Origin of the sequence: Xanthomonas bonasiae (genome assembly GCF_017163705.1) — a bacterium.
Lineage (GTDB): Bacteria > Pseudomonadota > Gammaproteobacteria > Xanthomonadales > Xanthomonadaceae > Xanthomonas_A > Xanthomonas_A bonasiae.
In genome coordinates this window covers 251688-267353 of record NZ_JAFIWB010000001.1, presented here as the reverse complement: position 1 = coordinate 267353, position 15666 = coordinate 251688, and the positions used below count along the sequence as shown (strand labels likewise).

The 15666-nt window shown below is 69.2% G+C and carries 15 protein-coding genes; 12 read left to right on the top strand and 3 right to left on the bottom strand.

Going from position 1 to position 15666, the window contains the following annotated elements; translation table 11 throughout:
* Nucleotides 1-15 precede the first annotated feature (15 nt).
* The 3 genes from JR064_RS01140 to cysS all read right to left on the bottom strand — a co-directional run bounded on the left by JR064_RS01140 (nt 16) and on the right by cysS (nt 3522).
* The gene (locus tag JR064_RS01140; RefSeq protein WP_191824637.1) at nt 16-1263 is read right to left on the bottom strand and encodes an MFS transporter; all 1248 of its coding nucleotides are present in this window, start codon (nt 1261-1263) and stop codon (nt 16-18) included.
* Nucleotides 1260-1697, bottom strand: a complete 438-nt coding sequence (locus JR064_RS01135) for a SufE family protein (protein ID WP_179563940.1) — start codon at nt 1695-1697, stop codon at nt 1260-1262. Before JR064_RS01135 ends, JR064_RS01140 begins: the two co-directional genes overlap by 4 nt.
* A gap of 415 nt (nt 1698-2112) precedes the next feature.
* Complete coding sequence (gene cysS / locus JR064_RS01130; RefSeq protein WP_206228531.1) at nt 2113-3522, bottom strand: cysteine--tRNA ligase; 1410 nt, start codon at nt 3520-3522, stop codon at nt 2113-2115.
* Between the two features lie 397 nt (nt 3523-3919).
* On the opposite strand from cysS, the gene JR064_RS01125 reads away from it, so the two are divergent.
* From JR064_RS01125 to proB, 12 genes are all read left to right on the top strand, one after another.
* Nucleotides 3920-4447, top strand: coding sequence for a hypothetical protein (locus JR064_RS01125; protein ID WP_206228720.1), 528 nt, complete (start codon nt 3920-3922; stop codon nt 4445-4447).
* A gap of 299 nt (nt 4448-4746) precedes the next feature.
* Complete coding sequence (locus JR064_RS01120) at nt 4747-5778, top strand: N-acetylornithine carbamoyltransferase (protein WP_206228530.1); 1032 nt, start codon at nt 4747-4749, stop codon at nt 5776-5778.
* 57 nt (nt 5779-5835) lie between these two features.
* Entirely contained in the window at nt 5836-7071 is a 1236-nt protein-coding gene (locus JR064_RS01115) for an argininosuccinate synthase (protein WP_206228529.1), read from the top strand.
* Nucleotides 7072-7259: 188 nt separating this feature from the next.
* Nucleotides 7260-7712: a GNAT family N-acetyltransferase gene (locus tag JR064_RS01110; protein ID WP_206228528.1), complete on the top strand. Its 453-nt coding sequence runs from the start codon at nt 7260-7262 to the stop codon at nt 7710-7712.
* Nucleotides 7713-7718: 6 nt separating this feature from the next.
* A complete protein-coding gene (locus tag JR064_RS01105) occupies nt 7719-8816 on the top strand; it encodes an acetylornithine deacetylase (RefSeq protein WP_206228527.1) in 1098 nt (365 codons plus the stop codon).
* A 59-nt stretch (nt 8817-8875) separates the two neighbouring features.
* Complete coding sequence (locus tag JR064_RS01100) at nt 8876-10192, top strand: acetylglutamate kinase (RefSeq protein WP_179563946.1); 1317 nt, start codon at nt 8876-8878, stop codon at nt 10190-10192.
* 5 nt (nt 10193-10197) lie between these two features.
* Nucleotides 10198-10809: a GNAT family N-acetyltransferase gene (locus JR064_RS01095; RefSeq protein WP_206228526.1), complete on the top strand. Its 612-nt coding sequence runs from the start codon at nt 10198-10200 to the stop codon at nt 10807-10809.
* Nucleotides 10806-11762 carry an N-acetyl-gamma-glutamyl-phosphate reductase gene (gene argC / locus JR064_RS01090; protein WP_206228525.1) on the top strand — a complete coding sequence of 319 codons (957 nt, stop codon included), beginning with the start codon at nt 10806-10808 and terminating at the stop codon, nt 11760-11762. Before JR064_RS01095 ends, argC begins: the two co-directional genes overlap by 4 nt.
* Before the next feature lie 111 nt (nt 11763-11873).
* A complete protein-coding gene (gene argH / locus JR064_RS01085) occupies nt 11874-13172 on the top strand; it encodes an argininosuccinate lyase (RefSeq protein WP_179563949.1) in 1299 nt (432 codons plus the stop codon).
* Nucleotides 13173-13237: 65 nt separating this feature from the next.
* Nucleotides 13238-14029 carry a hypothetical protein gene (locus JR064_RS01080; RefSeq protein WP_206228524.1) on the top strand — a complete coding sequence of 264 codons (792 nt, stop codon included), beginning with the start codon at nt 13238-13240 and terminating at the stop codon, nt 14027-14029.
* Nucleotides 14030-14117: 88 nt separating this feature from the next.
* Entirely contained in the window at nt 14118-14375 is a 258-nt protein-coding gene (locus tag JR064_RS01075; RefSeq protein WP_206228523.1) for a YciI family protein, read from the top strand.
* Nucleotides 14376-14391: 16 nt separating this feature from the next.
* Nucleotides 14392-15603 carry a glutamate 5-kinase gene (gene proB, locus JR064_RS01070; RefSeq protein ID WP_206228522.1) on the top strand — a complete coding sequence of 404 codons (1212 nt, stop codon included), beginning with the start codon at nt 14392-14394 and terminating at the stop codon, nt 15601-15603.
* Nucleotides 15604-15666: the final 63 nt, after the last annotated feature.

The following is a 15666-nucleotide window of genomic DNA, read 5'->3' as shown; positions in this document are numbered from 1 at the left end:
GCAGCTACTGCGCCGTCACTGCAGTTCGCGCAGGTCCAGTTTGCGCAGCTTCGGCGCTTTCCAGGCGGTAACGCCGGCCACGACCAAGGTCACGCATCCGCCCAGTACCACCGCGGGCACCAGTGTGATCAGTCGCGCCATGACCCCGTCGTAGAACGCGCCCAATTCGTTCGACGAGCCGATGAAGATGCCGTTGATCGAGGACACCCGCCCGCGCATCGCATCCGGCGTGGCCAGCTGCAGGATGGTCGAACGCACGATCACCGACACCCCGTCGCACATGCCGTAGACCAGCAGGATCGCCGCCGACAGCCAGAAATGCCGCGACAGGCCGAAGGCGATCGTGCACAGGCCGAAGCCGGTGACCGCCAGCAGCAGGATGCGGCCGGCATTGCGCTGCAGCGGGCGCCGCGCCAGCCACAGCCCGACCAGCACCGAACCCAGCGCCGGCGCGCCGCGCAGGATGCCCAGGCCCTCCGGACCGTAATGCAGGATGTCGTGGATGAAGGCCGGCAGCATCGACACCGCGCCGCCGAGCAGCACCGAGAACATGTCCAGCGCCATCGCGCCGAGCATGATCTGGTTGGAGAACACGAACTGCGCGCCCTCGGCGATGCTGCGGAAGATCGGCGCGCGCGGGCCGTCGTTGATCGGCTCGGCCACGCGCAGCAGCAACAGCGACAGCATCGCCACGCCGGCCACCGCCATGGCCACGCCATAGGACAGGCCCTTGCCGCCCCAGCCGACCAGCACCCCGCCCAGCGCCGGGCCGATCACCATGCCGGTCTGGAACACCACGCTGCCGATGCTGGCGCCGCGCGCATACGCGTCGCGCGGCAGCGTGCGCGCGAACAACGCGTTGTACACCGGCGACAGGAACGCCCGCGCCGCGCCGGTCAGCGCGATCGCCGCGTAGATCGGCCACACGCCCTGCACCGGCAGCCAGCCGTGGGTCAGCGCGGTCAGCACGCCCGCGGTCGCGACCAGGCCGAGGCTGGCGAGCATGCCCAGCCGGCGCCGCGGCAGGTGATCGACCAGGTAGCCGGCGAACGGCGCGATGCAGAAGAACGGCAGGATCTCGGCGAGTCCGATCAGCCCCAGCGAGAACGGATTGCGGGTGATCTCGTAGATGTGCCAGCCGACCGTGACCGCGACGATCTGGTAGGACAGCATCGCGCAGATGCGATAGGCCAGCACCAGCGCGAAGCCGGGATGCGCCAGCAGCGTACGCAGGCTCTGTGCGGGCGGGAGCGGGGCGCTCATGCCTGCGCGCGCGCGCTGTCCTGGATGAATGCCAGGATCGCGGCCAGGCCGTTGCTGCGGGTCGGCGACAGGTGCTTGCCCAGGCCGATCGCGGCGACGAAGTCCGGCGCGGTGGCCAGGATCTGCGCGGCGCTGCGCCCGGAGTAGACCCGCAGCGCCAGATAGATCAGGCCGGAGACGATCGCCGAATCGCTGATCGCATGGAACACCAGCCGCTGCGCATCGCCCTCGGGCACGATCCACACCATCGACTGGCAGCCGTGCAGGCGGTGCTGCTCGGTCTTCCACTCCTCGGGGAACGCCGGCAGCTTGCGGCCCAGGTCGATCAGGTACTGGTAGCGCTCGGACCAGTCGCCGAAGAAGCCGAATTCCTCGGCGATGGCGGCCTGCGCGTCGGCGGGCGTGGGTTCGAGCGGGAAATCGGTATCGGTCATCGCAAATCCAGAATCAATCGGTAAAGCCCCGCTCCCTCCGGGAGAGGGGTTGGGGTGAGGGTAGGGGCGCAGCCTCGCGAGAAATCGACGGCAGCCGCTTCGCCCGCCGTCCTATCGGCGCTGCCGTACCCTCATCCGCCCCTTCGGGGCACCTTCTCCCGATGGGAGAAGGGAGGACTCAGCGTTGCGCGGTGTCTTCGAGCGCCATGTTCGAGCGGGAAATCGGTATCGGTCATCGCAAATCCAAGATCAAGCGGTAAAGCCCCTCTCCCCCCGGGAGAGGGGTTGGGGTGAGGGGACGGGCGCAGCCTCGTGAAAAATCGACGCCGGTTGCTTCGCCCGTACCCTCATCCGGCGCTGCGCGCCACCTTCCCCCGAAAAGGGGGCCGTGGTCCCGATGGGAGAAGGGAAAATCTCAGCCACGCTTCCAACGCACGCCTTGCGCGGTGTCTTCCAGGACCACGCCTTCGTCGGCCAGCGCCTGGCGGATCGCGTCGGCGCGGGCGAAGTCGCGGTTCTTCTTGGCGGCACTGCGTTCGTCGATCAGCGCCTGGATGCGCGCGTCGTCGCCGTCGCCGACGCCGCGGTTGAACCAGGCCTCGGGCGTCTGCTGCAGCAGGCCCAGCGCCAGGCCGGCACCCAGCAGCTCGGACTTCGCCTGCTGCAATTGCGCTTGCAGCTGTGCGTCGCGCGCTGCGTCGGGACCGCCGGCCGGCGCGAGCAGTTGCCGCGCCGCCGTCGCGATCCGCGCCACTTCGGCCAGCGCCTGCGGCGTGTTGAGGTCGTCTTCCAGCGCCGCCTCGACCGCCTGCGGAATCGATGCGGTGGCCTGGACCGCGTCCAGCGCGCGCAAGGTGCCGTACAGCCGGTCCAGGGTGTTCTTGCACTGCTCGATCAGCGCATCGGACCAATCCAGCGGCTGCCGGTAGTGCGCGCTCAGCAACGCATAGCGCAGCGCTTCCGGCGGATGCCGGGCGATCAGGTCGTGCACGGTCTCGATGTTGCCCAGCGACTTGCTCATCTTCGCGCCGCTGAAGTTGAGCATGCCGTTGTGCAACCAGAACCGGGCGAAGGTGGCGCCGCCGTGGGCGCATTCGCTCTGCGCGATCTCGTTCTCGTGGTGCGGGAACTGCAGGTCCACGCCGCCGGCATGGATGTCGATGGTCGGCCCCAGGTGCGCGGCGGCCATCGCCGAGCATTCGATGTGCCAGCCGGGGCGGCCGCGGCCCCACGGCGAGTCCCAGCCCGGCAGATCGTCGCTGGACGGCTTCCACAGCACGAAGTCGCCCGGGTCGCGCTTGTACGGCGCCACCTCGACGCGGGCGCCGGCCAGCATCTCCTCCGGGTCGCGCCGCGACAGCTTGCCGTAGCCGGCGAAGCTGGCCACCGCGAACAGCACGTGGCCCTCGGCGGCATAGGCGTGGCCGCTGCCGATCAGCCGCTCGATCATCGCCACGATCTGCGGGATGTGCGCGGTGGCCTCCGGTTCCAGGTCCGGCGGGGTCACGCCCAGCGCGGCCATGTCCTGCCGGTAGATGGCGGCGAAGCGGTCGGTGATGGTGGCGATCGGCACGCCCTGCGCCTGCGCGGCGGCGTTGATCTTGTCGTCCACGTCGGTGATGTTGCGCGCGTAGCGCAGCGCGCCGTAGCGGCGCCGCAGCAGGGCGGCCAGCACGTCGAACACCACCGGGCCGCGCGCGTTGCCGATATGCGCATAGTTGTAGACGGTGGGCCCGCAGACATACAGCGTGGGACCGGCGACCGGATCGAGCGGTTCGAAGACATCGACCCGGCGGGTCAGGTTGTTGTGCAGGCGCAGGCTCATCGGCATCGGGCGTGGGGAAGCCTTGCGATTCTACCGGCAGCGGCCCAGGGCGTCTCATCCCTTCCGGGCTGGGCCGCGTCGTGTCCGCCAGGTCGCCAGCGGGCGGCGGCGCGCCGTGCGACGGACATGGCCAGGTCCAGTCGCACCGCGCCGGCTGGCGACCTGCCTGGCCCGACCCGAAGAATCGCGCTTGCGCGCGCCGGCCGCCGCGCCATCGCAGGTGTCGTCTTCCTAGCGCTTTCTTGTCGGCATACGCACGAAATCGGTGCGAACTGCGCCCGGAAATGGAGCTGTCCGGGACAGGCCGGGACAGGCCACGGGGCCGTAGGCTTGCGTTCAGCCCGACGCAAGCTGCGATGCCTACACTGATCGATCTGTCCTTCGAAGCCCGGTGCCGATGCGTCCGTACCTGTTGTTGCCGCTGGTCGGCCTGTTCGCATGCGCCGCGCCGGCCTGGGCGCAGGACAGCGAGGCGCGCAACCGCGTGGTGGTGATCGAGAACATCAAGCTCGACTACGCGCAGGTGCTGAACGTGGAGCCGGTCTACCAGACCCTGCGCGCCACCCGCACCGAACAGCAATGCGACCCGGTGCAGACGCCGGCCCCGACCCCGGCGCCGGCCAAGCCGGAGGACGACAGCCGCCTGAACCGGCTGATGGATTCGGTCAAGGACATCTTCAGCCGCCGCCACGAAGAGGCACCGGCGCCGGCCGTCGCCGCGCCGGCGCCGGCGTCGAGCGGGCGCAACTGCCGCACCGTCGAGGTCGGCCGCGAGTTCCGGCGTCCGATCGCCTACGACGTGGACTATGTCTACAAGGGCACCAAGTACCGCTCGCGGCTGCCGGAGGATCCGGGCAACCGGCTGCGTATCCGCGTGTCGGTGGCGCCGTACGTGCCCGACGCGGTCGTGGTGCCGCCGCGATGAGCGCGCGCGCTTGCGCCTGCGGCGTGCGCGTGCGAGGATGCGCGCCGATGAAAGCGAACCTGCCCCAGCACGATCTCAGCGCCGCACGCATGGCTTCGGGCATGACGTCGCGCGCGCGTCGACCGGAATCCCACATCCTGGCTGGGTAACCGGAGCGCTGTGCCGTTCGTTCTGAAAAACCCAGCCCGAGGCTGGGTTTTTTCGTTTTCATACCCCGGAAAGGTTTCACCCGTAAAGAACTACAGCGCGTCCCGCGCACGCCACCACCGCGGTGGCTCCACGCAGCAAAGGATGGATCGATGTCTCTGAAGCACTTCTTGAACACCCAGGACTGGAGCCGGGCCGAGCTGGACGCGCTGTTGACCCAGGCCGCGCTGTTCAAGCGCAACAAGCTGGGCAGCGAGCTGAAGGGCAAGTCGATCGCGCTGGTGTTCTTCAACCCGTCGATGCGCACCCGCACCAGCTTCGAGCTGGGCGCGTTCCAGCTGGGCGGGCATGCGGTGGTGCTGCAGCCGGGCAAGGACGCGTGGCCGATCGAGTTCGACCTGGGCACGGTGATGGATGGCGACACCGAGGAGCACATCGCCGAGGTGGCGCGGGTGCTGGGCCGCTACGTCGACCTGATCGGGGTACGCGCGTTCCCGAAGTTCGTGGACTGGTCCAAGGACCGCGAGGACCTGGTGCTGAAGAGCTTCGCCAGATACTCGCCGGTGCCGGTGATCAACATGGAGACCATCACCCACCCGTGCCAGGAGCTGGCGCACGCGCTGGCGCTGCAGGAGCATTTCGGCACCCAGGACCTGCGCGGCAAGAAGTACGTGCTGACCTGGACCTACCATCCCAAGCCGCTGAACACCGCGGTGGCCAATTCGGCGCTGACCATCGCCACCCGCTTGGGGATGGACGTGACCCTGCTGTGCCCGACCCCGGACTACGTGCTGGACCAGCGCTACATGGACTGGGCGGCGCAGAACGTGGCCGAGAGCGGCGGCTCGCTGCAGGTCAGCCACGACATCGACAGCGCCTACGCCGGCGCCGACGTGGTCTACGCCAAGAGCTGGGGCGCGCTGCCGTTCTTCGGCAACTGGGGCCCGGAGAAACCGATCCGCGACCAGTACCAGCACTTCATCGTCGACGAGCGCAAGATGGCGCTGACCAACAACGGCGTGTTCTCGCACTGCCTGCCGCTGCGCCGCAACGTCAAGGCCACCGACGCGGTGATGGATTCGCCGAACTGCATCGCCATCGACGAGGCCGAGAACCGGCTGCATGTGCAGAAGGCGATCATGGCGGCGCTTGCTTCGCAAGCGGGAATAGGGAAGCGGGAATAGAGAATCGGTACAGCAACAGCGTTAGCCCCCACTTTTACGCGTGATAAGGAAACAACCATGAGCACTGCTTCTTCCATTCCCGATTCCCCACTCCCCATTCCCGGCACCAAGGACATCGTCCTGGCCTTCTCCGGCGGCCTGGACACCAGCTTCTGCATTCCCTATCTGCAGGCCAAGGGCTACGCCGTGCACACGGTGTTCGCCGATACCGGCGGGGTGGACGACGAGGAGCGCGACTTCATCGAGAAGCGCGCCGCCGAGCTGGGTGCGGCCAGCCACGTCACCGTCGATGGCGGCCCGGCGATCTGGAGCGGCTTCGTCAAGCCGTTCGTGTGGGCCGGCGAGGGCTATCAGGGCCAGTACCCGTTGCTGGTGTCCGACCGGTATCTGATCGTCGATGCCGCGCTCAAGCGCGCCGACGAACTGGGCACCAAGATCATCGCGCACGGTTGCACCGGCATGGGCAACGACCAGGTGCGCTTCGACCTGGCGGTCAAGGCGCTGGGCGACTACGAGATCGTTGCGCCGATCCGCGAGATCCAGAAGGAGCACACCCAGACCCGCGCCTACGAGCAGAAGTATCTGGAGGAGCGCGGCTTCGGCGTGCGCGCCAAGCAGAAGGCCTACACGATCAACGAGAACCTGCTGGGCGTGACCATGTCCGGCGGCGAGATCGACCGCTGGGAAGCGCCGGGCGAGGGCACCCGCGGCTGGTGCGCGCCGCGCAGCGCGTGGCCGATCGAGCCGCTGACGGTGACCTTGAAGTTCGAGCATGGCGAAGCGGTGGCGGTGGACGGCAAGCCGCTGGAAGGCGCCAAGCTGCTGGCCAAGCTCAACAAGCTGTTCGCTCCGTACGGCGTGGGCCGCGGCATGTACACCGGCGACACCGTGATCGGGCTGAAGGGCCGCATCGTGTTCGAGGCGCCGGGCCTGATCGCGCTGCTGGCCGCGCACCGCGCGCTGGAAGACGCGGTGCTGACCAAGCAGCAGAACCGCTTCAAGCCGGAGGTGGCGCGCAAGTGGGTGGAGCTGGTCTACGAAGGCTTCTACCACGATCCGTTGAAGACCGACCTGGAGGCGTTCCTGGATTCCTCGCAGGCCAAGGTCAACGGCGAAGTCACGCTGGAAACCCGCGGCGGCCGCGTCGATGCGGTGGCGGTGAAGTCGCCGCACCTGCTCAACGCCAAGGGCGCGACCTACGCGCAGTCGGCGGACTGGGGCGTGGCCGAGGCGGAAGGCTTCATCAAGCTGTTCGGGATGAGCTCCACGCTGTACGCGCAGGTCAACCGCTGAGGGTAGAGCCCCTCTCCCTTCGGGAGAGGGGTTGGGGTGAGGGTGCGGGCGAAGCCTCGCAACATTTCGACCTGCAAGCTTCCCCGCACCTTCACCCGCTCGCGCGAAATTCGATTCACCAGGCTTCGCCCGTACCCTCATCCGCCCCTTCGGGGCACCTTCTCCCGGTGGGAGAAGGAACTGTCTTGATGGAACCCATGCACGCACTGCGCATCAGCACCAACAAGCAGGAACTGGATCTGCCGCTGATCCATCGCTTCCTCAGCGAACAGGCCTATTGGTGCCTGGGCATCCCGCTGGACACGGTGCAGCGGGCGATCGCCGGCTCGCTGTGCTTCGGCGGCTACGTCGAGGGCGCAGGGCAGGTGGCGTTCGCGCGCGTGATCACCGACGGGGCGACCTTCGCCTACCTGGCCGACGTGTTCGTGCTCGATGCGTACCGCGGCCGCGGCTACGGCAAGCAGCTGGTGGCGGCGATCATGGCCCACCCGCAGCTGCAGGGCCTGCGCCGCTTCATGCTCGCCACGTCCGACGCGCATGCGCTGTACGCCCGGCACGGCTTCGCCGCGCCGGCGCGGCCGCAGTCGCTGATGGAAATCGCCTATCCCGACCTCTACCGCACCAGCGCCACGGCTGCCTGACCCGCCATGACCGATCTGCTCGAACCCACCCTCGCGCACCTGCACCAGCTGGTGTCCTTCGACACCCGCAATCCGCCGCGCGCGATCGGCACCGGCGGCATCTTCGACTACCTGCGCGCGCAGCTGCCCGGGTTCCAGGTCGAGGTGATCGACCACGGCGCCGGGGCGGTCAGCCTGTACGCGGTGCGCGGCGCGCCCCAGTACCTGTTCAACGTGCACCTGGACACGGTGCCGGACTCGCCGCACTGGAGCGCCGACCCGCACGTGATGCGGCGGACCGACGACCGGGTGATCGGCCTGGGCGTGTGCGACATCAAGGGCGCGGCCGCGGCGCTGGTCGCGGCGGCCAATGCCGGCGACGGCGATGCCGCGTTCCTGTTCTCCAGCGACGAGGAAGCCAACGATCCGCGCTGCATCGCCGCGTTCCTGCAACGCCGCATTCCCTACGAGGCGGTGCTGGTGGCCGAGCCGACGATGAGCGAAGCGGTATTGGCGCATCGCGGCATCAGCTCGGTGCTGATGCGCTTCGCCGGCCGCGCCGGACATGCGTCGGGCAAGCAGGATCCGTCGGCCAGCGCGCTGCACCAGGCGATGCGCTGGGGCGGCAAGGCCCTGGACCATGTCGAGTCGCTGGCGCATGCGCGCTTCGGCGGCCTGACCGGCCTGCGCTTCAACATCGGCCGGGTCGAGGGCGGGATCAAGGCCAACATGATCGCGCCGGCCGCGGAGCTGCGGTTCGGTTTCCGGCCGCTGCCGTCGATGGACGTGGACGCGCTGCTGGCGACCTTCGCCGGTTTCGCCGATCCGGCCGCCGCGCACTTCGAGGAGACCTTCCGCGGGCCGAGCCTGCCTTCCGGAGAGATCGCCCGCGCCGAGGACAAGCGCCTGGCCGCGCGCGACGTCGCCGATGCGCTGCACCTGCCCATCGGCAATGCGGTGGACTTCTGGACCGAGGCCTCGCTGTTCTCGGCCGGCGGCTACACCGCGTTGGTCTATGGCCCGGGCGACATCGCCCAGGCGCACACCGCCGACGAGTTCGTAACGCTGCAGCAGCTGCAGCGCTACGCCACCTCGGTGGACCGCATCATCAACGGCGTGCGCTGAGCACGCGCCGCCGGGGCCACGGCCCTTCCATCCCGGATCACGGAACCGCCATCACCGCCATGCACGCCAACAAGCAAACCCGCCAGACCATCGTCCGCCTGCTCTCGAGCATGGCCAGCGCCAAGGAGATCAGCCAGTACCTCAAGCGCTTTTCGCAGCTGGACGCCAAGCGCTTCGCCGTGGTCAAGGTCGGCGGCGCGGTGCTGCGCGACGATCTGGAGGCGCTGACCTCCTCGCTGTCGTTCCTGCAGGAAGTCGGGCTGACCCCGATCGTGCTGCACGGCGCCGGCCCGCAGCTGGATGCGGAGCTGTCGGCCGCCGGCATCGAGAAGCAGACCGTCAACGGCCTGCGGGTGACCTCGCCGGAAGCGCTGGCGATCGTGCGCAAGGTGTTCCAGGCCTCCAACCTCAAGCTGGTCGAAGCGCTGCAGCAGAACGGCGCGCGCGCCACCTCGATCACCGGCGGGGTGTTCGAGGCACAGTACCTGGATCGCGACACCTACGGCCTGGTCGGCGAGGTCAAGGCGGTGAACCTGGCGCCGATCGAGGCCAGCCTGCAGGCCGGCTCGATCCCGGTGATCACCAGCCTGGGCGAAACCCCGAGCGGCCAGATCCTCAACATCAACGCCGATTTCGCCGCCAACGAACTGGTGCAGGAACTGCAGCCTTACAAGATCATCTTCCTCACCGGCACCGGCGGGCTGCTCGACGAGGAGGGCAAGGTGATCGATTCGATCAACCTGTCCACCGAGTACGCGCACCTGATGCAGCAGCCGTGGATCAACGGCGGCATGCGGGTCAAGATCGAGCAGATCAAGGATCTGCTGGACCGCCTGCCGCTGGAATCGTCGGTGTCGATCACGCGCCCGGCCGACCTGGCCAAGGAGCTGTTCACCCACAAGGGCTCGGGCACGCTGGTGCGGCGCGGCGAGAAGGTGCTGCGCGCCACCGCGTGGGGCGAGCTGGACACGCAGCGGCTGAAGTCGCTGATCGAATCCAGCTTCGGCCGCACCCTGGTGCCGGACTATTTCGACAAGACCCGGCTGCTGCGCGCCTACGTCAGCGAGAACTACCGCGCCGCGGTGATTCTGACCAACGAGGACGGCTACACCTACCTGGACAAGTTCGCGGTGCTCGACGACGCGCAGGGCGAAGGCCTGGGCCGCGCGGTGTGGAACGTGATGCGCGAGGAAACGCCGCAGCTGTTCTGGCGCTCGCGCCACAACAACCAGGTCAACATCTTCTACTACGCCGAATCCGACGGCTGCTTCAAGCAGGAGAAGTGGAAGGTGTTCTGGTACGGGCTGGAGAACTTCGAGCAGATCCAGCACTGCGTGGCGCATTGCGCCACGCGCACGCCGACCCTGCTGGGCTGAGCGCGATGAGCCTCGACCTGCTGCCAGCGCTGTGGCGCGAGGTGCCGACCCTGCAGGGCCGGCATGCATCGTTGGAACCGTTGCGGCATGCGCATGCCGACGCCTTGCGCGCGGCGGTGCACGGCAGCGGCCTGGAGCGGCTGTGGTACACCAGCGTGCCGGCGCCGGACAAGGTCGACGGCTACGTGGCCGCCGCCCTGGACGCGCAGGCGCAGGGCCGCGTGCTGCCGTTCGCGGTGCGCGACGCCGCCGGCGAGGTGGTCGGCAGCACCCGCTTCTACGGCCTGGACGCCGAGGTTCCGACGTTGCTGATCGGCTACACCTGGTACGCGCCGCGCGTGCAGCGCAGCGGGGTCAACACCGAGGTCAAGCGCATGCTGCTGCAATACGCGTTCGAGACCTTGCAGTGCATCAGCGTCGGTTTCGAAACCAGCTGGTTCAACCACACCTCGCGCGCGGCCATCGCCCGCCTCGGCGCCAAGCAGGACGGCGTGCTGCGCAACCACAAGCGCCACCCCGACGGCACGCCGCGCGATACCGTGGTGTTCTCCATCATCGATACGGAATGGGCAGGGGTGAAACGCCACCTGCAGTTCCGCCTGGACTCGCATACATGACTTCCTCCCACACCTACGGCGTCGGCATCGTCGGCGCGCGCGGCCACACCGGCGCCGAACTGATCAAGCTGGTCGCCGCGCATCCGCACCTGCACCTGGCCTTCGTGTCCTCGCGCGAACTGGCCGGCCAGCGCGTGGCCGAGCACAGCGCGGACTACCAGGGCGAGCTGCGCTACGAAAATCTGGACGCCGATGCGGTCGCGGCCAAGGGTGCCGCGGCGGTGGTGCTGGCGCTGCCCAACGGCAAGGCCGCGCCCTATGTCGCCGCGCTGGATGCGGCGGCGGCCGAGACCATCGTCGTCGATCTGTCGGCCGACTACCGCTTCGATCCCAGTTGGTACTACGGCCTGCCTGAACTGACCCGCGGCCGCTATGCCGGGCAGAAGCGGATCAGCAATCCCGGCTGCTACGCCACTGCGATGCAGCTGGCGATCGCGCCGCTGCTCGACCAACTGGCCGGGCCGCCGCAGTGCTTCGGCGTGTCCGGCTATTCCGGCGCCGGCACCACGCCATCGGACAAGAACAACCCCGAGCTGCTGCGCGACAACCTGATGCCATACGCGCTGACCGACCACATGCACGAGCGCGAAGTGTCCACGCACCTGGGCGTGCCGGTGGAGTTCATGCCGCACGTGGCGCCGCATTTCCGCGGCATCACCATGACCGTGAACCTGTGGCTGCAGCAACCGCTGGCGCTGGACGCGATCCAGCGCCGCTACCGCGAGCGCTACGCCGGCGAGCCGTTGATCGAGGTGCTCGACGACGCGCCGTGGGTCAGCCGCATCGCCGGCAAGCACGGCGTGCAGATCGGCGGCTTCACCCTGGCGCCGGGCAACAAGCGCCTGGTGGTCGTGGCGACCCTGGACAACCTGCTCAAGGGCGCGGCGACGCAGGCGATGCAGAATCTCAATCTGGCGCTGGGCCTGGACGAGCTGACCTCGATTCCCGTGTGACACCATCGGGACTGGGGACTCGGGACTCGGGACTCGGAACGGCAAGAGCCGATGCTTTTGCTTCTCCGAGTCCCGAGTCCCGAGTCCCGGGTCCCGGCAAAAGGACCCCTCATGACCAATTTGTTGTGGCAAAAACCCGGCGTCGCCGTCGATGCCAAGATCCAGGCCTTCCTGGCCGGCGACGACGTGATCCTGGACCGCGAGTTCTTCCTGCACGACATCGCCGCCAGCGGCGCGCATGCCGAAGGCCTGCAGCGCATCGGCATCCTGTCGGCCGACGAACTGGCCGGGCTGCAGCGCGAACTGGCGATCCTGGCCGAGGATTTCCGCAGCGGCGCGTTCGTGCTCGACGAGCGCTTCGAGGACGGCCATTCGGCGATCGAGGCGCGGCTCACCGAGCGCCTGGGCGACGCCGGCCGCAAGATCCACACCGGGCGCAGCCGCAACGACCAGATCCTGGTCGCCACCCGCTTGTGGCTGAAGGAACGGTTGGCGCAACTGGCGCAGCTGAGCCGCGAGATCGCCAAGGTCGCGCTGGACCGCGCGCAGGCCGAGCAGGCGCTGCCGCTGCCGGGCTACACCCATATCCAGCGCGCCGTCGTGTCCTCGGCGGGCATGTGGTGGGCCGGCTGGGCCGAGGCCTTCATCGACGATGCGATCCGCGCCCACGACACCCTGCGCCTGATCGACGCCAACCCGCTCGGCACCGCCGCCGGCTACGGCGTCAATCTGAAACTCGACCGCGAGCACACCACCGCCGCGCTCGGCTTCGCGCGCATGCAGGTCAGCCCGATCTACGCGCAGCTGTCGCGCGGCAAGTTCGAGATGGCCGCGCTGGAAGCGCTGGGCAGCGCGACCCTGGACCTGCGCCGGTTGGCCTGGGACCTGTCGCTGTTCACCAGCGGCGAGTTCGGTTTCGTCGCCTTGCCGGCGCAGTACACCACCGGCAGTTCGATCATGCCCAACAAGCGCAATCCCGACGTGATCGAACTGATGCGCGCCACCCACGCCAGCGTGGCCGCGGCGCGCACCGAGATCGAGCAGCTGCTGTCGCTGCCGTCCGGTTACCACCGCGACCTGCAGAGCAGCAAGGGCGCGATCTTCCACGGCTTCGGCCGCGGCCTGGCCGCGCTGGAGCTGCTGCCGGCGTTGCTGGCCAACCTGGAATGGCGCGAGGACAAGTTGCGCGCGGCGATCGACTCGGGCATGTACGCCACCGATGTGGCGGTCGAGGCGGCGCTGGCCGGCGTGCCGTTCCGCGAGGCCTACCAGGCCGCCGCCGCGTCGGCGGCCAGCGCAGGGCAGGGGCGCACGCCGGAAGGCAGCCTGGCCGCGCGGGTCTCGCCCGGTGCCGCCGCCGACCTGCGGCTGGCGGAATTGCAATCGCGCTGGGACGCGCTGGCCGGCTGAGGCCGGCACGGCCCAGGCCGTACGCTGCCACGCCGGATTTACGGGTTGCACCGGAAGGAGAACGCATGGACCGATCGACCGCGCTGCCGCAGGCACCCAAGCGCCATCGCTGGGCCGCGCTGGCGACGTTGCTGTTGCCGCTGCTGCTGGCGTTGTCCCTGCCGTCGCAGGCGGCAGCCGGCGACGCGCTGAAGGTGGCGGTGTACCGGGGCAAGGCCGGTTGCCGCGGTTGTTCGGAAATGGTGGTGAAGTCGTTGCAGGGAAGCGGCCTGGATCTCGAACTCGCCTATGTCGGCGAGCGCGAGCCGCTCAAGGTGAACGCGCGTACGCTGAGCGGCTTCGACCTGTACATCCAACCCGGCGGCGGGCAGGACATTCCTGCCGCCTATGCCGCCATCGGCGACGACGGCGCCAGCGCGATCCGGGCGTTCGTGCGCAGCGGCAAGGGCTTCCTCGGCTTGTGCATGGGCGCCTATCTCGCCGACCGCGACTGGATCGGGTTGGTGGACGTGGCGCTGCAATCGGAGGTCGGGCGCCCGGGTTCGGGCATCGACGACGAAGGCGACCATACGATCGATGTGCGCTGGGACGGGACGCTGGAACGCTTCTACTATCAGGACGGTCCGTATTTCACCGGCAAGGCCGCGTCGGGCTATGCGCCGATCGCCCACTACCGCAACGGCGACGTGGCCATGGCTCGCTACGGCTATGGTGCCGGCACGGTGCTGCTGACCGGCCCGCATCCCGAAGCCGACGCCAGCTGGATGGACGAGGAGGGCGGCGACGCTGCGGCGCAGGACAAGATGCGGCGCCTGCTGCGCTACTTCGCGGCGACACGCACGGCTGTGGTGCGTTAGTGTCGGTAGCGGCCGCTGGCAGGCGGTGCGGGAAGGGCGGGCGGCCACGCCGGCCCGATGGTGACGTAGTCGATCGAGGAGAAGCAGGATGACGCTGTACCTGGTGATGGCGATGCGCAAGCCGGACTTTCCGCCGTCGGTGGTCCAGCCGCACCGCGATTTTCTCGCCGCGTTGCGCGCGCGCGGGCTGCTGGAACTGGCCGGCGGTTTCGGCGACGGCAGCGGCGGCGCCTATCTGCTGAAGAACGTCGCCAGCCTGGAGCAGGCGCGGGCGATCGTCGCCGAGGATCCGCTGGCGATCGAGGGCGCGTCCGAACTGAGCGTGCATGCATGGAACGCGCAATGAGCCGGGCGCGGCCGCGATGAGCGTCGTGATCGCTGGCGCATCGGCGTTCGTCGAGCAGGCGCTGCCGCCGTGGCGGCGTGCGGTGCTGAAGGTCGGCAGCAGCCTGCTCGCCGCCGATGGCGGCGGCGGGCTGTCGCCGCGCTATGCGCTGGGGCTGGCGCAGTTCGTCTCGGCCAACCTGGCGGCCGGCCGCGAACTGGTGATCGTGTCCTCCGGCGCGGTCGCCGCCGGCCGCGCGATCCTGCCACGCGCGGCTGAGGCCGGCGCGGCGATCGCCGCGCGGCAGGCGCTGGCCGCGCTCGGCCAGGCGCAGCTGATCGCGCTGTGGCAGCGCTTCTTCGAGCGCCCGGTGGCGCAGGTGCTGCTGACCCACGACGACCTGCGCAACCGACGCCGCTACCTCAACGCGCGCGCCACCCTGGGCGAACTGTTGCGGCTGGGTGCGCTGCCGGTGGTCAACGAGAACGACACCGTGTCGGTGGACGAACTCAAGCTCGGCGACAACGACAACCTGGCCGCGATCGTCGCCGCGCTGGTCGATGCCGACGCGCTGTTCATCGCCACCGACATCGACGGCCTGTACACCGCCGATCCGCGCAGCGACCCGCACGCGCAGCCGCTGGACGACGTCCCCGAGCTGACCGCGGCGGTGCTGGCGATGGCCGGCGGCAGCGGCAGCCGCGTCGGCACCGGCGGCATGCGCACCAAGCTGGAGGCCGCGGCCAAGGCCGGCGCCGCTGGCATCGAGACCTATCTGTTCAACGGCCGCAGCGCCGAGGTGGTGCGCGGCCTGGCCCAGGACCGCCTGCGCGGCACCCGCATCCATCCCGCGCGCACCCGCATCGCCGCGCGCAAGTACTGGCTGCGCCAGGTGCCGGTCGAACCCGGCGCGATCCTGGTCGACGCCGGCGCCGCCGCCGCGCTGGCCGACAAGGGCGCCTCGCTGCTGCCCGGCGGCGTGGCCGGCGCCGAAGGCGATTTCCGCCGCGGCGACATGGTCGAAGTGCGCCTGCGCGACACCGGCGGCGACCGCTGCCTGGCGCGCGGCGTCAGCCAGTACTCGGCCACCGACGTGCGCCGCATCGCCCGCCGCCACTCGCGCGACATCGAGTCGATCCTGGGGTACAGCTATGGAGAGAATGTGATTCACCGCGACGATCTGGTGGTGATTCGGGACTCGGGATTCGAGAGCCGGGATTCGGGACTCGGGACTCGGGACTCGGTGTAAGCGCGCGAGACTGGTGCGACGTCGCGCGGAAAGGGAATCGCGTTGCGTCGTTGCAACGATCGC